17 protein-coding genes and 2 tRNA genes are annotated in these 20,332 nt (G+C 40.6%); 9 read left to right on the top strand and 10 right to left on the bottom strand.

The features are described from left to right. Both BP861_RS02035 and BP861_RS02030 read right to left on the bottom strand, forming a co-directional pair. Window positions 1–209 (bottom strand): B12-binding domain-containing protein (locus BP861_RS02035; RefSeq protein WP_292372079.1); only part of this gene is annotated, 209 nt, incomplete at its 3' end. 871 nt (window positions 210–1,080) lie between these two features. Continuing rightward, window positions 1,081–2,229: a (Fe-S)-binding protein gene (locus BP861_RS02030; RefSeq protein WP_292372060.1), complete on the bottom strand. Its 1,149-nt coding sequence runs from the start codon at window positions 2,227–2,229 to the stop codon at window positions 1,081–1,083. Window positions 2,230–2,698: 469 nt separating this feature from the next. On the opposite strand from BP861_RS02030, the gene BP861_RS02025 reads away from it, so the two are divergent. From BP861_RS02025 to BP861_RS02015, 3 genes are all read left to right on the top strand, one after another. Beyond that, entirely contained in the window at window positions 2,699–3,262 is a 564-nt protein-coding gene (locus tag BP861_RS02025) for a CDP-alcohol phosphatidyltransferase family protein (protein WP_349680986.1), read from the top strand. A gap of 191 nt (window positions 3,263–3,453) precedes the next feature. Further along, window positions 3,454–3,531 (top strand) — tRNA-Pro (locus tag BP861_RS02020). Window positions 3,532–3,930: 399 nt separating this feature from the next. After that, entirely contained in the window at window positions 3,931–5,229 is a 1,299-nt protein-coding gene (locus tag BP861_RS02015; protein ID WP_292372058.1) for an erythromycin esterase family protein, read from the top strand. 41 nt (window positions 5,230–5,270) lie between these two features. Here BP861_RS02015 and BP861_RS02010 read toward each other — a convergent pair whose 3' ends face one another. Then, on the bottom strand, window positions 5,271–5,519 hold the full coding sequence (locus BP861_RS02010; RefSeq protein WP_292372056.1) for a hypothetical protein: 249 nt from the start codon (window positions 5,517–5,519) through the stop codon (window positions 5,271–5,273). A gap of 217 nt (window positions 5,520–5,736) precedes the next feature. Here BP861_RS02010 and mutS point away from each other — a divergent pair, with 217 nt between their 5' ends. From mutS to BP861_RS01990, 4 genes are all read left to right on the top strand, one after another. Continuing rightward, on the top strand, window positions 5,737–8,439 hold the full coding sequence (gene mutS / locus BP861_RS02005; protein WP_292372054.1) for a DNA mismatch repair protein MutS: 2,703 nt from the start codon (window positions 5,737–5,739) through the stop codon (window positions 8,437–8,439). A gap of 162 nt (window positions 8,440–8,601) precedes the next feature. Next, a complete protein-coding gene (gene mutL / locus BP861_RS02000) occupies window positions 8,602–10,671 on the top strand; it encodes a DNA mismatch repair endonuclease MutL (RefSeq protein WP_292372052.1) in 2,070 nt (689 codons plus the stop codon). Window positions 10,672–11,306: 635 nt separating this feature from the next. Beyond that, window positions 11,307–12,326, top strand: coding sequence for a cobalt-precorrin-5B (C(1))-methyltransferase (locus BP861_RS01995; RefSeq protein WP_292372050.1), 1,020 nt, complete (start codon window positions 11,307–11,309; stop codon window positions 12,324–12,326). 158 nt (window positions 12,327–12,484) lie between these two features. Beyond that, on the top strand, window positions 12,485–13,072 hold the full coding sequence (locus tag BP861_RS01990) for a cobalt-precorrin-7 (C(5))-methyltransferase (RefSeq protein WP_292372048.1): 588 nt from the start codon (window positions 12,485–12,487) through the stop codon (window positions 13,070–13,072). Window positions 13,073–13,201: 129 nt separating this feature from the next. Here the strand turns inward: BP861_RS01990 and BP861_RS01985 are convergent, their stop codons facing one another. Continuing rightward, window positions 13,202–13,966 (bottom strand): A24 family peptidase C-terminal domain-containing protein, encoded by a 765-nt coding sequence (locus BP861_RS01985; protein WP_292372046.1) that lies wholly within the window; start codon window positions 13,964–13,966, stop codon window positions 13,202–13,204. 312 nt (window positions 13,967–14,278) lie between these two features. Between BP861_RS01985 and BP861_RS01980 the strand changes: the two genes are divergently transcribed. After that, window positions 14,279–14,352 (top strand) — tRNA-Val (locus BP861_RS01980). Between the two features lie 182 nt (window positions 14,353–14,534). Beyond that, window positions 14,535–15,119, top strand: a complete 585-nt coding sequence (locus BP861_RS01975; protein ID WP_292372044.1) for a sugar O-acetyltransferase — start codon at window positions 14,535–14,537, stop codon at window positions 15,117–15,119. A gap of 533 nt (window positions 15,120–15,652) precedes the next feature. Here the strand turns inward: BP861_RS01975 and BP861_RS01970 are convergent. The 6 genes from BP861_RS01970 to BP861_RS01945 all read right to left on the bottom strand — a co-directional run bounded on the left by BP861_RS01970 (window position 15,653) and on the right by BP861_RS01945 (window position 20,201). Beyond that, entirely contained in the window at window positions 15,653–15,823 is a 171-nt protein-coding gene (locus BP861_RS01970; RefSeq protein ID WP_292372042.1) for a hypothetical protein, read from the bottom strand. A 582-nt stretch (window positions 15,824–16,405) separates the two neighbouring features. Next, entirely contained in the window at window positions 16,406–16,810 is a 405-nt protein-coding gene (locus tag BP861_RS01965) for a hypothetical protein (protein ID WP_292372040.1), read from the bottom strand. Window positions 16,811–17,113: 303 nt separating this feature from the next. Then, on the bottom strand, window positions 17,114–17,344 hold the full coding sequence (locus tag BP861_RS01960; RefSeq protein WP_292372038.1) for a DUF3006 domain-containing protein: 231 nt from the start codon (window positions 17,342–17,344) through the stop codon (window positions 17,114–17,116). Window positions 17,345–17,346: 2 nt separating this feature from the next. Beyond that, window positions 17,347–18,633, bottom strand: a complete 1,287-nt coding sequence (locus tag BP861_RS01955; RefSeq protein WP_292372036.1) for an MBL fold metallo-hydrolase — start codon at window positions 18,631–18,633, stop codon at window positions 17,347–17,349. Window positions 18,634–19,133: 500 nt separating this feature from the next. After that, on the bottom strand, window positions 19,134–19,427 hold the full coding sequence (locus tag BP861_RS01950; RefSeq protein ID WP_292372034.1) for a hypothetical protein: 294 nt from the start codon (window positions 19,425–19,427) through the stop codon (window positions 19,134–19,136). A 393-nt stretch (window positions 19,428–19,820) separates the two neighbouring features. Beyond that, window positions 19,821–20,201: a hypothetical protein gene (locus BP861_RS01945; protein WP_292372032.1), complete on the bottom strand. Its 381-nt coding sequence runs from the start codon at window positions 20,199–20,201 to the stop codon at window positions 19,821–19,823. Window positions 20,202–20,332 lie beyond the last annotated feature (131 nt).

Genomic DNA, 20,332 nt, shown 5'->3' with positions numbered 1-20,332 from the left:
GGCATAAGATCCTTAAGAGCTGTAACTCCTGCAGTCATTGCATCGGCAGCCATCATAACGTGTGGCAGGAACAGTTTCCCTCTCTCAAAAAGGACACCAACCTCGTTCATGCCTGCTGCAAGTCCTTTTTCAATTATTTCGGAAGGTTCCAGTTCTCCTTTAGCTTTTTCAACTGCAGCAAGTACTGTATCCTTCTTGCAGGAAATCATAGCGTCTGCAAGTTCCTGAAGCAATTCTTCTTTGCTAATGTTGCATCCTCCGTTTTAGTTTTCGAACTATAGAGACGTCTCTCCTGTAATTGTCACGATTATATGTGAACATTCAGGCTGTAAGCTCACGCTTCTTGGTGAAGCAATGACTTACAGGAAGAAACTCACGATCATCATGGTGGGAAGCCATGACCACCTCAAGCGAGACAATGAAACCATGAAGACTTCATGATTACGCTGACTGGGGTTCATGAGTGTTTTAGCAGAGGGATTATTTTTTGTGCCATTTTAATCCATTCTGATTACCCATCTTTCAGATGTCTCCAGTATAGAGGTTCTTTTTTCTCATATATATATTTTATTAAAAAATCTAAAACGAAAATAGGGGTTGAATATATACTTTTCGGTAAAACTGGTTTTATAAGTATATTAAGGAAGAAAACAAAATAAAATAATCAAAAAATATAAATATTAGATATCCAAAACGGGTTTTTATAAAAATTCATGAATCTGTTAAAAGAACGTTCTTTATATATATTGAAAGCAGATGAAAACTCAATCGAAAATGAATCCTTGGAATTCCGTTCATCTCCAAACTTTCTCTATGCTAGTATGTTGATACTTACTGTTTTTGATTAACTTTTGAACTCTATCTTTATTTATATATATCGCGAAAAAAAATCTGAAACTCTCTTTTTTTCGAGAACTGACATCCTATTTTTTAACAGTTTTTCACTGCACAATCGAAAAACTCCAAAAAAGGAAAAACTTTATATATCCCTCTTTTTTCGGGCTAGAAATCTCCAGATTAGATTTCTGATAGCCTCAAAAAAAATAAAATCGAAATAGATATGTGGACTACAAAGTCCGATTATAAGCAATCTGATTTACCGTACCCTGATATACATAGTCTGTAAGCTTTATTGACAAGCTCCAGCATTCTGGAATCTTCCCTCTCTATTTTTATTCCGCAGGCGAGGGAAAGGTATTCTGCAAGGTCAAAAACTTCTATTCTTTCATCCTTTCCGGCTTCAATAAGATTCTGCATGCAGCCCCCGCAGTTTGTGATAATTGTGTCACAACCCAGTTTTTCGGCAGCCCTATATCGATCAGAAGCCACATCCAAGGATTCAGACGGGTAATTAACCCTTACTCCGCCTCCAAAGCCACAGCATGCTGAGTTTTCCGGAGTTTCATTGGCAAGTTCGGTGCCCCGGATATGTTTAAGCACTTCTCTTGCTTCTCGATATACTCCCATTACTCTGGTCAGATGGCAGGGGTCATGATAAAAGACCTTATGCTTGAGAACAACCTCAGGAGCAAGTTTTCCTTCCCTTATAAGAAGTTCGAGGTACTGCGAAACGTGCAACACTTGAAAATCAAGTTTCCCAAACATTTTTGGGTATATATCTTTAAATGCCTTGAAACACCCTGGGCAGGCTGTAATAAGAGTTTTGGCTCCTCTTTTCCGTATTTCTTCAATATTCCTTTGTCCGTTTCTACGGATAGGCCCCGGATCTCCAGAACCCGCGGATACGGCTCCACAGCAGTATTCAACTCCACTCATGACAGTATAGTCGACTGCGGCTTTATCCAGCAGTGCAACCGTGGCTTGTGCCATTATCTTGTTGATATAAGTGCCTGCACATCCAGGAAAATAAACTACTGAGCCTGAACGTTCCTCATACACAGGAGTTTCGTCCAGCTCGGCAATCTTCTTAAAAAGGTTATTTTCAGCTTCAGGGTCTACCATTTTCTGCCTGTCGGTAAGTCCGTGTTCACTTACCCATTTCTGCCTGGCAGGAGAAATAAGCATTTTAATTCCCAATCCTTCGGGACAGGCATCCTTACAAAGCCCACAGGTCAGGCAGCGCAGCAAAGAGTCGCCATCAATATCCGAATGCCCTTCCAGATACCCGTACAGTCTTTCAAGCAAACCTAAGTCGTTGTATCGAGGACAGACTTCAATGCATTGTCCGCATTCCGTACAACTTGACCTATGTTTTTCTACCAATTCCATTTTTTCAACTCCATATCATTTTAAACTCGTGTGATTTATTCTCTCTTTAACAGGCACATCTTTAACAGGCTTTAATAGGTATTTTTAATGGGAATCTTTAAAACTTTCTTTTTCAGAAAATCCTTAAAAGTCTCTTTTTAATATGAAATTTTATAAGTTCTTTCTTGATCATAAATCGCTGTAATATTTTTTAAAATCAGCAGCATATCATTAAAAATTCTCTTTTTGACAGAAATTCTTTTATTGCCCCTGTTTACATTCTGTCCTGAGAACTGTCCCGGAACTTAAAGAAGCCCTTAACAGTAAATTAGAATTATGGACAGGATTTTTCCCAAAAAAGATAAGCTAATGTTCAATTATCTATCATAACATATAAGTAACTATACATGCAGCCAGTAAAAGGAAGGGGTTAAAAATCTTCGACGAACTCAAAAACAGTGCAAGAAAGCTGATAATTCCTATTGCCCGCCTGATTCCCTTATCTCCGAATACCCTCACGTTACTGGGTTTTGTCGTAAGTATCGTCGCAGGGGCAGCATTTTCGCTGGGGAAACCTTTTGCGGGGGGACTTCTTATCCTTTTTAGTGGTTTCTTTGATATTCTCGACGGGGGAGTTGCAAGGGCAAAAGGCCGAATCACGCCTTTTGGAGGCGTGCTTGATTCAGTTTGCGACCGCTACTCTGATGGTCTGATGTTCCTAGGGATAATAGCTGGTGCAGTTAATGGTAGGCTTGTCCTTTCCCCTATTGTGCAAATTGAAGGCTGGCTCTGGGCAGGCTTTGCCCTTATTGGATCTTTCCTGGTAAGCTACACCCGTGCCCGCGCGGAGTCGGCAGGTTGCAGGAGACTGTCAGTCGGAATTGCTGAACGCACGGAAAGAATGATTATCCTAGCTCTGGGTGGGATTTCAGGTTTTTTGGGCTGGGCTCTCGTACTTGTAGCTGTATTTTCCCATATAACCATTATCCAGCGCGTGCTTCGGGCAAAAAGTATATTGAGTAAGCCTTCAGAATCCGATTTCCAAAAACCGTAACATATCCTATCCTGTTAAGAAGCCAGATAATCCGAACCCTACATTACTGGATTACAGTTAAAATATACAATAAAAAGAGCTTCTCTCCTTTCTTCTACCGATACTCATTTATACTACATATTTGATTACAATAGTTGACGATGGCAAATAGAGAAAGAGATCTGCCATTGAGAAAGTACAACTTACTCTGCGGGGCCGTAGGGTAGCCTGGTCCATCCTGCAAGACTGGGGGTCTTGCGACCTGAGTCCAAATCTCAGCGGCCCCACCAAAATTTTACTCCTATTCTATTTTGACAACTTTTTACACAGTATTGTACATTATTTCCGATTCTATCCACTTTTCAATTCTTAGTTCTACTTTTAAGATACTTCTGTCTTTTATTGGATTTATGACCACAACCTACCTAGTCAATGCAAAAATACTGATTTATTACAAAGTATTTCAAACAACAGCGTTCTTTGTCAAAAAATGTAAAGGGGATGGTCATGAAGCTCAAAGAGAAATACAAACCCTGAAAAAACAGCTTATATACTTTGTTTGGCTGGAGTGGGGAACTAATTGAATTGTACCTATTAAGTCTCCATAAGAACAATGATATAGGGCAAGGGAAAATCTAGTGAAATAAGTGCCGTAGACATAAATAAATTGAGAGACTGGTCCTACTACCATGATGAATGCCACACTTGACGATTGGATTCAACACGAAGCGATTCCATTCTCTGTCGATTTGTCCAAAACTTTCTATGCTTCCATTGACAGAATCATCGCCTCACTTGATGCCTCAGTGGAGTTGCTTGGCTTTGGAGAAGCACTCCACGGCGGCGAAGATATTCTTATGCTCCGCAACCGGCTTTTCCAGTGCTTAGTGGAGACACATGGCTACAGCGCCATCGCAATTGAAAGCAGTTTTCCCCGAGCACGTTTAGTAAATGATTACGTGGCCGGTCGCGGACCAGCATCGTATGAAGATATTAAAGACACCGGATTTAGCCACGGCTTCGGCCGGCTTGAAGCGAATCGAGAACTTGTAGAGTGGATACGAAGCTACAATGCAGACCCTTCCCATCATGTCAAAGTCAACTTCTACGGCTTTGATAGTCCGACAGAGATGACCTTTAGCGATAGCCCACGCCAAGTCTTGCATTTTGTTCTAGATTACCTCTCCTCGATTGATAGTGCCAGCGGCCAGGAGTATCGTGAACGTATCGATGCACTTCTTGGCCAGGACTCCGATTGGGAGAACCCTGCTGCAATGATGGACCCGACGAAGTCAATAGGTCTATCACCCGCTGCAACGTCACTCCGGATTGAGGTGGAAGATCTCATCATGGAACTGCGCTTACGCCGTCCCGAATTTGTGGCTAAGAGCGATGAGGGTCGTTATTTGGAGGCTATGCAATATGCAATGATGTCCAAGCAGTTGCTGAACTATCATGCGGTGCTGGCGCAGACTTCTGCTAAACCTGGTGGAAGGCTTGTCAAAGGTCTTGGCATCCGTGACCTAGTAATGGCAGATAATCTGGCATATATTGTATCCCGCGAGCGTGGTAGAGGAAAAGTCCTGGTCTTCGCTCATAACAGCCACCTGCAGCGTGGAAAGGCGCAATGGCAATTAGGCGCTGATTTACTTATCTGGTGGCCAGCAGGAGCCCAACTCAATGAGATGCTCGGCTCACGTTATGCCGTCATCGGAACAGCTGTGGGAATTTCTGAGGCCAATGGTATCGGCCAACCCGAAGCTGGTACTCTTGAGGCGCGGCTGATTGCTGTACCAGGGCCTGTACGGTTCATTCCAGCTAACAAAGGTCAAGGGCTTCCAGCCTTGGAAATCGACTTGCTTCCAACCCGCTCCGGCAGCATGAAGAATCAAACTTACTTTGCATTGACTCCTCAAAGCTTCACTGATTTCGACTGGCTGGCTGTCCTTAATTCAACGTCATACTCCCGTGGTGGGCCACAGCTGTAATCGTGGGATAAAGGAATCTCTGTACGTCAGCAGCTGGTGTCTTACAAGAGCCCAGTACTTTTATTACTTTCACTAACTTTTTCACTCCTGTATTTTTCCCGGATTTCTTCGATCATTTCCTCATTAGCTTCAATAACAAAAGCTCCTACGTACCCGCATTCCTTGCAGTGGTAAACCGCACCTCCATACCCGCCAGCTTCATAATATAAATCTGCATTTCCGCAGACAGGGCAAACTTCAATGAATTTTTCTTTATCCAGAACAATTTCCTCCTTCGGAACGGCTTGCAATATCGAATTGTTAAATATATATAAGAAGGATGATTTTAATAAAGATATAGTATCTATTAACCAGTATCTATTAACCAGTAGCTAAAGATATCAGCCAGTATTTGGAGAATCCTGATTGGATATTAACACCATCTAAGGAATCCTGAGAAAAAACGGAATTCCAGATAAATTCCGAATTTTATACAGAATGCGATTTAAGGCTTACAGTGAGTAAAAAATGACTGAAATGATGACCCCTGCAATGCGCCAGTACTACGAAGCCAAGCAGGCATATCCTGACACCCTGATCTTTTTCCGCATGGGAGACTTCTACGAATCTTTCGGGGAAGATGCAAAAACGATTGCAAAAGAACTCGAGATCACGCTTACAGCCCGGGGCAAGGACAAATCAGGAGAAAGAATGCCGCTTGCAGGAATACCCTATCATGCAATTGACACCTATCTTCCAAGGCTCATAAATAAAGGGTATAAAGTGGCAATTTGCGAACAGCTTGAAGACCCGAAAAAGGCAAAGGGAGTCGTAAAACGAGGGGTTGTCAGGGTGGTTACGCCCGGCACTGCAATTGACTCTTCAATGTTTTCAGATGCTTCAAACAATTACCTTATGGCAGTTGCAGGACGAGAAATAGGAAAGTCCGGAAAGAATGCAGAAAAAGAAATAGAAATTGGAGTATCCTTTCTCGATATTTCCACAGGGGAATTTCTTACAACACAGTTTCGGGACTCAGAAAGTTCTGAAAAGCTTCTAAGCGAGCTTGCTCGCATGCGGCCTTCCGAATGTATCCTTCCTCCCTCTATGTATGGGAATCCAGACCTTACCGAGCGATTGAGAGCTCAGACTATTGTTCAGGAGTTTGCCCCTGACATTTCAGGAGCAAAGGAAGCCGGAGAAAGGTTAAAAACCCATTTCAGGGTTGCAACCCTTGAAGGTATGGGATGTGAAAATCTAGATTTTGCAGTATATTCGGCCTGGGCTGCCCTGGAATACGCACAGACCACACAGATGCGGGAGCTTACTCATATCAATACCCTGAGAACTTACTCTAATTCCGAATTTATGATCCTTGATTCCGTAACCCTGCGGAATCTCGAAATCGTGAAAAATGTGCGAGATGAAGGGGACGAAAACTCACTCTATCGCATTTTGAACAGCACGAAAACGCCGATGGGAAGCCGTACTCTGAAAAAATGGCTTTTGAAACCTCTACTTTCTGTAGAAAAAATCAACCATCGACTTGATGCGGTTGAAGAACTGGCAGAAAAGACTCTCCTCCGCTACGACCTCAGGAACTGGCTTTCAGAGGTCAGGGATATAGAACGCCTCGTAGGCAGGGTAGTATATGGAAATTCAAATGCAAGAGACCTCGTAGCCCTGAAAAAATCCCTTGAAGCTCTACCTCCTGTCCGGGATTCCCTTATGGATAATGTCGAATCCGAACTTTTAAAGGAGATTGCAGTCGGGCTTGCATCGTTTTCCGAACTTGAAAATCTCGCCAAAATGATAGCTCGGGCAATAGTTGATGAGCCTCCTGTATCGGTTAGGGAAGGAGGCATGATAAAGTCGGGATACAGTGAGGAACTTGATGAACTCAAGGATATTGCAAGCAACAGCAGGCAGTGGATTGCAAATTTTCAGCAGAAAGAAAGAGAAAGAAGCGGCATAAAGTCCCTGAAAGTGGGATATAATAAGGTTTTTGGGTATTACATAGAGGTAACCAATGCTAACAGTAGTCAGGTGCCTGACGACTATATCAGAAAGCAAACCATGGCAAATGCCGAGCGCTTTTTTACCCCTGAACTTAAGGAAAAAGAGAGCCTTATCCTGACAGCCAATGAAAAAGCTATAGCTCTCGAATATGAAATTTTTACAGAAATCGTGCAGACACTTTCAGTTCATTCAAGAGAACTTCAGGAAACCGCTGAAAGAATAGGCGCGCTCGATGTGCTTGCAGACCTGGCTGAAGTAGCAGAAAATAACAATTATATCAGGCCCCAGCTTACGGACGACTGCAAGATCCTTATACGGGACGGGAGGCATCCTGTAGTTGAAAATACCGTACATGGCGGTTTTGTGCCGAACGATACTGAAATGGATTGCAAGGAAAACCAGTTTTTGCTGGTAACAGGTCCAAACATGGCAGGAAAGTCCACCTACATGCGGCAGACTGCCCTTATAGCTATTATGGCTCAGGTAGGCTCTTTTGTTCCTGCATCCTATGCTTCAATAGGGATTATTGACCAGGTCTTTACAAGAATTGGGGCATTTGACGACCTTGCAAGCGGGCAGAGCACCTTTATGGTAGAAATGGTTGAGCTTGCAAACATCCTGAACAATGCAAGTCCCAGAAGCCTTGTGCTTCTTGATGAGATAGGGAGAGGTACAAGTACCTATGACGGGTACAGCATTGCAAAAGCTGTTGTGGAATTTTTGCATAACAGGGGAAGAACTGGAGTAAGGGCTTTATTTGCAACTCATTACCACCAGCTCACAGCCCTTGAAGAAAAATTGAAAAGAGTCAAAAATTATCATATCGCAGTAAAGGAAGAAGGTCATGAGCTAGTATTTCTGCGAAAAATCGTACCAGGTGCAACAGACAGGAGTTACGGAATCCAGGTTGCAAGGCTTGCGGGCGTCCCAGAAAAGGTAATCGAAAGGGCAAATGAGATTCTTAGGGAACTCGAAAGAGAAAATGTGCTCGAAGAGGCTGAAGACGGTAGTAACGGGAAAAAGAGAAAAAGCAAAGCTACAGCACGTTATACCCAGATGATGCTTTTTGACCCAGGGAACAGTGGCGGAAATTCGGCAGAGGTGAACAGGTCCGGCCCTGTAGAAGCCGCCCTGAGAAAATTGAATGTGGAAGAGATGACGCCAATAGAAGCCTTGAACAAGCTCCATGAACTGAAAAGGCTGCTTGATTAACTGGGCTACGGTTGACTAAAGGTAAATTAATTGTTTGATTAACTGGACTAAGGATTGATTAAGGGTAAATTAATCGATGGATCAAGGGTTGATTAAAGGTCAATTAAAGGTTGATTAAAGGATATCCAATGAAAATTTTCTGGTCCGGATGGAGTTAAAGGAATGATGGAAGAACATCTTGAAGCGAAAGAAAAAGCTAAGGGAAATAAAATTCGAATTCTTGATAAGGATACGATAAACAAAATCGCGGCTGGAGAGGTAATCGAGCGCCCTGCGTCCGTAGTAAAAGAGCTGATAGACAACTCAATCGATTCAGGAGCTACGGATATCCGAATTGAAGTCGAAAAAGGCGGAAAACGTTCAATTCTTGTCCGGGACAATGGATGCGGGATGGGCAGAGAGGATGTCCTGCTTGCATACAAAAAGCATGCAACGAGCAAGCTCACTCGAATTGAAGATCTCAATACTATTTCTACAATGGGGTTCAGGGGAGAGGCTCTTTCGTCTATCACAGCTGTTTCAAAGGTTGAGATCCTTACCCGGCCTCCAGAAGAAATCACAGGCACTAGGATAGTGATCCATGGGGGAAAAGCTCTCGAAACTTCGGATGCAGGCACGGCTCCAGGCACATCTGTACACGTAAAAGACTTGTTTTACAATACCCCGGCAAGGCAGAAATACCTCAAAAGCGACCGTACCGAGCTTGCCCATATTACTGATACGGTAATGCATCTTGCCCTGGCAAATCCGGAGATTTCCTTTACTCTGCTCAGTGAAGGAAAGCCAGTCATAAGAAACGCAGGCTCAAGTGAACCTTTTAAAAGCATTGTAAATCTTCTGGGACCAGATACGGCTCGTTCAATGCTTCCCCTGGAATACAGGACAGAAGATTTTGAAATCTGGGGATACATCTCAAAGCCTGAAACCACGCGAAGAGAAAGCGACCAGCTTTTCCTGTTTGTAAATACTCGTCCGGTAGTTTCAAGAGCCATCAATAAAGCTATTCGCGAAGGATATTATACAAAAATTCCAAAAGAACGTTATCCTGTGGCAGTGCTTTCTCTTATTGTTGATCCCGGGGAAGTGGACGTTAATGTGCACCCCCGCAAAGCCGAAGTGCGTTTCAGCCGGGAGAAAGAGCTTGGAGATGCGGTCACATTTGTGATAGAAAAAGTACTCTCCGAGAATGCTCTGGCCCCTGAAATCCGGGAAAAAAGAGACCGAGCTTTTCAGAAAACCTTTGAGGTTTCAGGTTCTTCAGGTAGATTGCAGGTCTCCGAAGCTGCGGAAACTTTTAGAAGCACGGAGGCTGGAAAGGAAACCGGGATTCTGGAGAAAACCTTCCTTCCTGAAAGTAGCAAGGTTCTTAGAGATAAAGCCGAGACATATGTTTATCCGGTAAAAGACACTGAGAGGAGGCTAAAAAGGTCAGAGCGCCTTCTGGACTTTACCTCAGAGGGAGGAGCGCAGGAAATTTCAGGCGATAAAAAACTGGATAACAAAATCGAGCAGGAAAGGGAGAAAGAAGGAGAAGGTAGAAAGAGAATAACAGGTATTCAAGAGACTGAAATTCAAAAAGCAGGTTCAGAGGAGAAGGAATCTGAGGACATCAATGCCGAAAAGAGGCAAAAGACAAAACAAAAACCAAATATGGATTCTTTTGAAAATTTGCGGATTATAGGGCAGGTCTCGAAGCTGTACATCCTTGCCGAAAGAGGAGAAGACCTTGTGCTTATCGACCAGCACGCTGCTCACGAGAGAATTCTTTACGAGCAGGTTTTGAAAATGAAAAAGTCCAGGGTGCAGGAGCTGATCACACCTGTAACCATAGATCTTACTCCTAAAGAGAAAGTGCTTATGGAAGAATACATTCCTTATCTGGAAGATTGTGGTTTCGGGATTTCAGAATTCGGGGATAATACATACGTAGTCACCTTCGTGCCTGAGGTTTTCGGGCGGCTTGAGGATCCCGAGGTTATCCATGATGTAGTTTCGGATCTTTTAGCTTCAGGAAAAGTTAAAAAGGACACCAGAATTTCGGAAAAGGTCTGCAAGACTCTTGCATGCAGGGCTGCGATCAAAGGAGGAGCAGCTTGCAGCCCAAGACAGATGGAAGATCTAATAGAGCAGCTTAAAAAGGCTGAAAATCCCTACTCCTGTCCTCATGGCAGGCCCACAGTGATCACATTTACAAAAGGAGAACTGGACCGCATGTTTGCAAGAATCCAGTAAAAAGGGCTACAGTCTGGGAAAAATTCTATCTAATTTTTTCCCCTTTTTCTCTTAATATTTATTTTTACTCGGATTTCCTAAATAGGGTTCATTACTGCCTTCCTTATTTCTCCCAATTATTTTAGAGTAAAACGAATTGTACTCCAAACTTGTTTCAATGAGGTTAAAAAATATAGTAGGGAGATCTAAATATGAAGATTCTATTGAGATATTATGGAGATATAGCTAACATGTCCATAGTCAATTAACGTTTCTCCATTAAGGATCATTCTTAGTTTCCTATACATTTATATAATATAACTTAAGATGTAGTAGTGTGCCAGGCGAGTGCTGGCATTTGAAAAAGGCATCATTCCCAAGGCTATTTTTCACACACCAACCCAAACCCCCAATAAGGAACGACTCCCCAATCGTTCCATAATCCAGGATAAAACCCCATTTCCGAAAAACAAACCCCCACTCCTGGAATGATGCCACCTCTTTTCTATTCTATCTGTTCTTTTGGCGTCAGTTATTTTTATCATAAAGTATGGAAAACGAAAAAATATGGCAAGGTGTATCCCGAGAATCAATTGGGTACTTTTTAGATTTTCACGTCAATACATTTATAATAAAAAACCTCCGAATATTCTTCCATGATAGATCCTGTTAACAATTTCAAGATTCCTGATGAATGGATTGCCCGCTCCGGGCTGCCCAGGGAAGAACTTGAAACAAAAGTAGCATCCGGGATGATTGTGGTTCTGAGTGACGGGTCTGTCCTCAAACGAGGGTACACTACAGGAACCACAGCAAGTGCAGCTGCAAAAGCCGCAGTCCTTTCTCTTAAGAAAACGGTTGATAGCGTGTCCGTCCCGACTCCTGTGGGATTGAGAGCCCAGCTTGAGGTCAGCGAAGCTTCACAGGGGCGTGCAGTTGTGAAAAAGATTCTAAATGACCATGAATCCGATATTACCCGGGGGCTTGAATTTGTAGGAGAAGCAAGGGAAGCTGAGGGAATCCGAATTCTCGGAGGAAAAGGCATAGGAATTGTCAGAAGGGATGGGCTGCAGGTTCCGAAAAATCAGCCGGCAATTAACCCGAAACCAATGGAACAGATAAAGGCCGCAGTGCAGGAAGCCGTAGAAGAACTGGGCCTGAAAGGAGCTGAGGTTACAATCTCAATTCCGGAAGGGGAGAGAATCGGAAAAGAGACCCTGAATAGCAGGATCGGCGTTGAAGGCGGAATTTCGGTACTTGGAAGCACGGGATTTGTTGAGCCCTGGAACGACCATCTGGGAGAGATGAAAGGAGATCTGATCCGCTGCACAGATAAGGTAGTTCTGACTACAGGCAGGGTCGGAATGCGCTACTCCCATATGCTTTTCCCTGATTATACAGTCGTTATGGTTGGAAGCAGGATCTCGGAAGGGCTTGATTACGCCTCAGGCGATATAATTATCTGTGGGCTTCCCGGCCTTGTCCTTAAATGGGGAAACCCTGAAATGCTTGAAGGCAGCGGGTATGCAACCGTTGTTGAAATGCTTAAAAAAGCGCCTGAACACGTACGCCTTAAAGAAGCTTTCGAGATGGCAGTCGAGAAAGGAAAAGGTGCAAGAATCATAGTGATCGACAGAGATGGTTCGGTCCTGATGGACAGCAAAAGTGAGATTTGAGCTAATAAGAATAGATAATTATACTAAAAATCGGATAATTAATCTGAAAATCATATAATTAAAAGCTGAATACCAGGTAATTAAGCTGAAAATCAGATAATTAAGCTGGAATATGAAATATTATACTTGAAAACTTAGACAGATAAAGGGGAAGAAAAATGATTGTGGTAGGAGTTGGAGTTGGGCCTGGAATGCTTACGGAAGAAGGAATAAAGGCTATAAGGAAAGCCTCTGTGGTTTATGGTGCAAAAAGAGCCCTTGAAATTGCCCAGGGATATATAACATGTGAAGCTAAACCGATTAAAGACTATAAGTCGCTTCACCTTCTGCCACCAGACGCAGTCGTCCTGTCCACAGGTGATCCCATGTTTTCAGGGTTAGGAAAATTCGCAGGGGAGAAGGACACAATCATTCCGGGGATTTCCTCAATGCAGGTGGCGTGTGCACGTACTAAAGTAAACCTGACCAACCTCTGCGCAATCACAGCCCACGGCAGGGACTCGGAACCTGCAAGAGCTGAGTTAGTCCGAGAGTTAAATAACGGAAGAAATATCTTCCTGCTGCCGGAAGAGGCCTTTGGCTCGTTTGAGGTCGCAGAAATCCTGAAAGAAATGGGTATTGAAGCTGAACTTTATACCTGCGAAAACCTCGGTTATCCTGAAGAAAGGATTGCAAAAGGCACGCCTGAAAACCCGCCAGTTCCGGAAACAATTCTTTATGGGCTGCTTGTCGTACAAAAAAGGTAATTCTCTGAAAAGCAAACAGAGTGTCGCCGATAGGTAGGCTAAATCTAGTAAAACCGTTAGTTTTGGCAGAGCCTGTAATTTCTAACGTGCGGGCTGGAACAATGAAAGCATTGAAGTTCAGTTCTTGATTTAACTTACCATGAGGCGCATGACTACATAAAAGATCAAATCCCCAAAAACGACGGCAGTAATAAATCCTGCTGTAATTGAAAGCATGAATGGTAATCCGAGAGTAACCCATATATCTTTCTCAATCAAACCTTTTTTCAGATACTCATCAAGCTCCGGTTTTTGATCTGCATCGAAGTTGAGGCCTGTAAGGGAAAATTTCTTTTTGAGTCTTCCACTTTCATCAAGCTCAAATTTTTCAAGCAGGCCAAGGTGTTTTTTATATTTCAGGGAAGAAACTTCAGTCCTGTATCCTATAAACATGTAAAGTGGATTTTTGGTCATTTCAGGCGAAAAATGCAGGACGTTATAGCAGAACATCCCTAGAGGAACAAGCGTTGTCAAGAGAAGAGCATTTCCCAGTACCGTAAATGTAAAAAGTCCTACAGGCGGAATCCCAAGCAGGGGATATATTTTTCCTGAAAAGCTAAAGACTGGATAAGAAGGAAAAAGGATGGAAAGCGCTATCAGTCCTTTTGCATCTCCACCCCCGAAAGCTCCGAGCTGAAAAAGGATATAAACTACAGCGAAAACAAGAACTCCTGAAAACAGGAGAGGTTTAAGATAGTAAGTCCCGTCGGTAAACACTCCGTAAGAAATGAACACAGACCCGGCTGCAAGCATGTATTTCCAGACCTTGTTTGAGACCCTGCGGGAATTAAGGTCCGAATAACAAGAGTACAATAAAAAGGGCATGCTGAACAGGATTTTGAGGATTTCTATCATTTCAACTCTGCAACGAAACTAGTTTTACAGTTATATAAATTTATTACTTATCTACTTTATTGATTATGTAGTTGAAAATCTTCTGCAGAACAACTGATTACTTCGCTCCCTATGATAATCTTAGTAGAATGAAAAAGGTATGAACAGAATTGATAAAAAGGCAGAAAAAACTGAAATCCAGTTCCAAGTAAATATAATAAGAATTTCATTACGCGTCGGAGCAGCCACTACCATCGTTAACGAGCGATAAGCTTATACATAAGAAGTTCTATTTTATGGTGCTTAATCCTTTTAATTTTCAATTTCAATCCAGGGCTCGTGGTCTAGACGGTTATGACGTCGCCTTCACACGGCGGAGGTCCTGAGTTCGAATCTCAGCGGGCCCACTCTCTTTTATATTCTTATTTTCAGATCCCAAGAGTGTAGAGAGCCTCTTTTCTAATGCTTCAATTCATTCTTCAAGATCAGCTTTTTCTTCAAATCGTGTAACTTTAAGTTCACAGTTAATCCCTTCTTCAAGAGCAATTAAATAAACAGGTTTACTATCTTACTAGGGAGGAAAACAGCAATGACTGAAATGACTGAAAAAGAAAAAGCATCTCGAGGTTTATTATATAATGCATACTATGATAAAGAGCTGATCGATGAGCGAGCTTATTGTAAAGCACTTTGCTACGAATATAATCAGCTTCATCCAGCAAAAATTGAGGAAAGAACAGCTTTAATTCAGAAACTTTTTGGCAAAATTGGAGGTTCTTTTCTTATTGAGCCGCCATTTATGTGCGACTACGGTTACAACATCGAGATAGGCAGCAATTTCTATGCAAATCACAACTGTATCATCCTTGACGCAGCAAAGGTTGTTTTTGGTGATAATGTGATGATCGCTCCAAACTGCGGCTTCTATACAGCCGGACATCCACTTGATGCAGAACGCCGCAACACAGGACTGGAGTATGCTTATCCAATTAAAGTCGGGAGCAATGTATGGATAGGCGGTAATGTTGTTGTACTGCCTGGAATAACTATCGGAGATAATGCTGTTATCGGCGCTGGAAGTGTTGTGACAAAAGATATTCCGCCTGGCGTTGTTGCCTTTGGGAATCCTTGCAGAGTTACTCGTGAGATTATTGATGGAGATAAGAAGTTCTAATCTTTGTTTTTGTGAGTCTGGCTTTGTTTCCTTTATATTTCTGACAATAGTAATATACAGAATATTTTCCTTTCTGTCTCTATAAAGCCTTAACACGGCGAGGGTTCTGAGTTCGAATCTTATAGTTAAGGATCATTCACTCTATTGCCAAAAAGTGCAAAATCCTTTGATTAAGAAGGATTTCTGCTCCCATATAATTTATACCGTGTTCATCTTTCTTTATCTGATTTGTGAATTCCGGAATAACTGAATTCATCGAGCATAAAAATTTTGCAGTTAAGTTTTCGATGGGTTTTGTGTATGAGCCTATCCCAAAACTCAAAATTATCTTCGAACCGATAAGAATTTCAGAACTATTTTTCATGATCGGAAAATTCATTAATTTTACGAACTCAAATTCAGATAAGTAATTTTGAGTTTTGGGATAGGCTCGTAATAAAAGAGATTTTTGGAAAATAATTTTTTTGACATTAGTTATTGAATATTTTTAAATTGGTAGGGATTAGCTATTTTACAAAATCTTGTAATTGTGATTATGCTGGTTCATAAGGCACATCAAAATATATCATCTCTGCAAAAAGAACAAGCATCGATATACAAATCATAACTCCTAGAATAAAAGCAATAGCATCTCTAATATTTTCAATCAAACTCTTACTTGTCTTTATTATCCCACTATTCTCTGGACATTCTGCAATTTTCATGTTAATTATTTTGTTATACAATCCTATAAAATCTAATATATATTTTAATGCTAGTAGACTAAAATAGGGAATAAGCACAAATATCGTCAAAATTCCTGAACCTATTCCTACATACTTAAAATTATCGTGATCAAAAATCGTTGTGAAAACTGGAATGGAGCCAATGAGTATAATTAACTCTACGTAAATCCAAGCATAAGGCTCAACATTATGTATTATATCTTCAAAAATGACTTTCGGTTTTTTTATTAATTTACATGGTATTTTGTTAAATATAGCTTTACCCCCGTCCCATTCCCCGTTTCAATGGATTATATGTTTTCTTTTTTGATATATTCTTGGACTAATTCTAAATTAATGAAAATTCCTAACGAACCTATCCCAAGAACCATTTTACTCCCATATTGTGAGGTGTCCATAACTATTTTCCTAATCAATAGTTCGACTGTTCCTTTCAAAACAAGATTCAAAGAAGTAGTTTTTGAGTTTTGGGATCAGCTCTATAATACCGCCATGAGAAACTTTTAAAGCTAAATTATAGCTGTTAAAATCACATAATTTTGCACTCTTGCTAATATATCCTTAAATTGCCTTCACCCACGACTTCCCATCCCATTTTTTACGATGCATCATTATCATTGCACGGTTTAAGAGAAGTTCTTCGCCCGAGTCGATGAAACCGTTCACATTCTTGAGTCCATGTTCGAAAGTATATCTAAGGCGTCCAGAATACCATTCTAAAAATTTTAAAAATGCTTCGAATTCCGATACCCTCAGTTCCTGCATAAAGAATTCAATGCATATTTTTTGCAGTTGGTCTTGTCTCGGTAGCCAGAAATAATTAATTGAATTATTTCCGGGATAGAGTAAAACCTCAACTTCTTCAGAAGCAGGATTATAAACAAAATCCCCGGATTGGAAAACCCATTTTCTTTGAATTTCCTTTGCTGATTCGCACATTTTGATGTATTTCTCTGATGTATCCACTTAACCATCCTCAGAAATCATCACTCATGCAATATTTAAAAGGAATATCCGAGCTAACTGAAAGTATTTGATCTCAAATGGTTGTTATAGAGCCTATTCTAAAACTCAAATTGAGCCTCTGAATCCCAAATTTTAATACCAGTTGGGTTTCAGATTATGAAAATTGCCTTGAAATTCTTACTGAAATGAGAAACAAGATTGGTTTGGTATGAGCTCATTGCAAAAAAGGATGGGGAAAATAAATAGAATTGCTACTTAAAGTGACAAGCAAAAAAGTCATGTTTATTCTTTTCCTGCCTTCAATCATCCTTGATTCTTACTCTTAAGCTTCTCAAGCAGGCTTGATACTCTTTCCTTCGCATTCTCTGTCTCTTGCACATTTTTAGTGATGGTAATATCCAGAACATCACCTTCCTTGCTGCATGCAGGCAACAAAAAGAGAGGGATGTCAATTTTTATTGACTCTTCATCCCTTATAAGCAGCACTGCATTACCTTCTTCTATGCGGTCAAGAGTAACTTTGAAATTTTCCATCTTCAGCTCTCCAGTTTTGAGATCAGCTTTCCATTATCATCGTAAAGATATGCTGTGTCACCATCGTTGTTCCATATAGGGTCGTCTAATTGCCAGTAAAGCTCAGTAGCTGAGTTTATGCCCTTTCCGGTAAATACAGTTACGGTAGATCCTGCATTCAGGGTGTAAGGCTGAAACGTATAGGTATGTTTACTGCCTTCATCTTCAATTTTCCAGCCGTTCAGGGAAACTGGAGAAGACCCCGTGTTTGATATCTGAACCCATTCATCTTGAAGATTCAGGTCGCTCACATAAATAGTCGATTTTGCAGAACCTGGAGTTTCCGACTCTTCAGTTGTTGAATCTGTAAAAGTGTAAGCTCCATTTCTACTGGAGATAGTCCCGGTTTTTTCAGTTGTTACGGCATAAGTAGACCCATCGGTTGTAACAGTAATTGTTCCATCCAAGTCTGTTCTGTAGACTTTTGAAGCTTTCTGTAATTTTTCAAGAATTTCAGCATGAGGATGTCCATAGTCGTTTCCTGCTCCAACTTCGATAACACTTGCTTCAGGACTTACAGCTGAAATGAACGATGCTCCACTACCAGATCTGCTGGAGTGATGTCCGACTTTTAATATGTCAGAATCTACATTATATCCAGCTTTCATGATATGTTCCTCGGTTTCAAGGCCTGCATCACCCATGAGCAAGAATGAAGTGGTTCCGTAAGTTACCTTGAGGACTACTGAGTTTTCGTTCAAATCTTCAGAATATGTCTTTGCAGGATTTAAGATCTCAATATCAACAGCAGGATCAAAATCGATTTTTTGACCAGCTTGAGCTACTTGAAAGGGAATGTTTTTCTGATCAATAGTGGTCAGCATATTCTCGTAAGTCTTAGAGGTATGAGGGTATCCACTGTCAACAAAATGCTCTACCTGGAAGTTGTTAAGAATCTCGTTCATCCCGCCGATATGATCAGAATGCGGATGGGTTGCAACTACGTAATCCAGTGTTGAAATTCCCTGGTTCTGCAAGTAAGCTGTGACAACTTTTCCCTGATCACTTTCTCCTGAGTCAACTAACATGGATTTTCCATCAACTTCCAGGAGGATTGAGTCTCCTTGATCAACATCCAGGAAATGTACGGTAAGGTTCTGGCCTGATATAGTGACGGTATTTTGAGTAGTTGTAGGAGTCGTTTGTTCCGAAGCTGTTTCAATAGGAGCTTCTTTTTGATCTGTACATCCGGTTGCAATGAGTATTAGGGTCAGGCAGAAGATTGCGGTAGTCAGTTGCGAGGGTTTCATAAATATATTAATGCGTCAGATGTATTAGAAACTTGCATTGAGCTCTCTTAAAACTTATTTTGTTTTTAAAAGCTACAAAGATGAAAATTAATACCAAAAAAAGTACTTTAAGCTTATATTTTTAGAAGGATTCGAGCTCGAATCTTTCTATCCTAATGCAAGTGTTCTACCTTTTCTTCTCTCGGATTCTTATAGCTACAGAGATCTATTGGATGTAAAAGAAGTTAAAAACTATATTGTATGGATATTGGGAAATTCGTTAACTCGTGGTACCGTGTAGCGAGATTAGCTTTTAGGTTTCAAAACTATTGATTATTCCAACTCCTATTTACAATGACAGCGATAAATAGTGAACGTCTAGTTTGTCTCCCTTACCACACGGCTTATTATGTATATCTTCTCATTACTCGCCGACATAGATCCGGCATAAAGTCTTGTTTTTTCATCAGATCTAAATAGACTTTACACGGCTGAAGGTTTGAGTTCGAATCGCAGTGGGCTCAATCTCTGTTTTTCTTTTTTTCTGATTCTAAGAGAGTATAGAGCTTCTTTTCTAATGCTTCTATTCTTGTTTCAAAGTCAGATTTAGCTTCTGACTGTATAACTTTAAGTTCACAATTTAACTCCTCGTCAAGGGAAATCACATAGATAGGTTTGCCATTATACTCTGTTTTGAAAATATAAGCAATTTCTCCTACTAAATCTTCTTCTGATTGCGGAAGCCTTACTAAAGGATACGTGATCTCTGTTTTTGCCTTATGTTTTATGACCTTGGACTTACCTAAAAGCTTCATTTTTGACTTCTATAGCATCAAATAATAATTACCAAATATTTATGTAACGTTCTATTTTCTGTTATGTAGGTAAAAAGAAAGGAAGATAATGCTAGTACCCCCTTAAAATTTCACAAAACGCTTTCCAATATATCGCAATCTAAGCAATACTAAAGAAAAATCAACGTCAATAATAATTTATAGTTAACTTTATTCAATATAACCTTTCATTATTGAAAGATGTTAGCTTTATACATCGAATATTTCCGAAAAATAAGGAAAAACATGGTAAAAGTTCTAGTTAGAACTTTGATAAATACAACTTTTTGGCTAGCTGTTTATAAAGAGTATATAAGTAATTTGTTGGAATCAGAGGTGTATCGAAGTTCTCTCTAGTATTTGAATTACTTTGGATTACTCACCGTTTGATAATATTGGATCTACGTGTAGGATTATTGCTATGATTATTCCCAGTAGAAGTAACTCAATTGGTATGAGAAGTGGAGCTAATGTGTTTGTGCTTGTACTAATTGCTTCCTCACCTATTGTAATGTAAAGGATGAAGCTAAAAAATCCAGCTGTCATTAATGCAAGTATGTTTATTAATATATGGCTTTGTTTTCTTTTTGATGATATTATTATGTAGTATACTAAAAGTAATATTATGAAGAAGAAAACTGAAATGTATTCGATGTCTTGCTTTATTGTTAATAGCAGTGTTGTAATTACAAGGAATATTTGTACAAGTTCTTTTTGTAATGTAATTTGGTCGGTTTGCATCGGTTGATCTGTCATAATTTACTTATTAAGTAATTAGGTATAAATAGTTATTGGAATTTTTTCCAAGTTGCGTTTTAACTTGTAAGCTGACAATGTAATTTGTATTCTAACTTGTTTATGAAAATTATTTATTAGCTCGGCTATTT

This window comes from Methanosarcina sp. UBA411, assembly GCF_002495725.1.
Classification (GTDB): domain Archaea; phylum Halobacteriota; class Methanosarcinia; order Methanosarcinales; family Methanosarcinaceae; genus Methanosarcina.
Note: the sequence above shows the minus strand (reverse complement) of the source record. Positions and strands in the feature narration are given on the sequence as shown.

Bases quoted from the DNA above. Each gene is read 5' to 3' on its own strand.
- BP861_RS01950 (WP_292372034.1), bottom strand. From the start codon at position 19,427: ATGAAGCTTTTAGGTAAGTCCAAGGTCATAAAACATAAGGCAAAAACA.
- BP861_RS02030 (WP_292372060.1), bottom strand. From the start codon at position 2,229: ATGGAATTGGTAGAAAAACATAGGTCAAGTTGTACGGAATGCGGACAA.
- BP861_RS01955 (WP_292372036.1), bottom strand. From the start codon at position 18,633: ATGAAACCCTCGCAACTGACTACCGCAATCTTCTGCCTGACCCTAATA.
- BP861_RS01945 (WP_292372032.1), bottom strand. From the start codon at position 20,201: ATGACAGATCAACCGATGCAAACCGACCAAATTACATTACAAAAAGAA.
- mutL (WP_292372052.1), top strand. From the start codon at position 8,602: ATGATGGAAGAACATCTTGAAGCGAAAGAAAAAGCTAAGGGAAATAAA.
- BP861_RS01975 (WP_292372044.1), top strand. From the start codon at position 14,535: ATGACTGAAATGACTGAAAAAGAAAAAGCATCTCGAGGTTTATTATAT.
- BP861_RS01985 (WP_292372046.1), bottom strand. From the start codon at position 13,966: ATGATAGAAATCCTCAAAATCCTGTTCAGCATGCCCTTTTTATTGTAC.
- BP861_RS01960 (WP_292372038.1), bottom strand. From the start codon at position 17,344: ATGGAAAATTTCAAAGTTACTCTTGACCGCATAGAAGAAGGTAATGCA.
- BP861_RS01995 (WP_292372050.1), top strand. From the start codon at position 11,307: ATGATAGATCCTGTTAACAATTTCAAGATTCCTGATGAATGGATTGCC.
- BP861_RS01970 (WP_292372042.1), bottom strand. From the start codon at position 15,823: ATGAAAATTGCAGAATGTCCAGAGAATAGTGGGATAATAAAGACAAGT.
- BP861_RS01990 (WP_292372048.1), top strand. From the start codon at position 12,485: ATGATTGTGGTAGGAGTTGGAGTTGGGCCTGGAATGCTTACGGAAGAA.
- mutS (WP_292372054.1), top strand. From the start codon at position 5,737: ATGACTGAAATGATGACCCCTGCAATGCGCCAGTACTACGAAGCCAAG.
- BP861_RS02015 (WP_292372058.1), top strand. From the start codon at position 3,931: ATGATGAATGCCACACTTGACGATTGGATTCAACACGAAGCGATTCCA.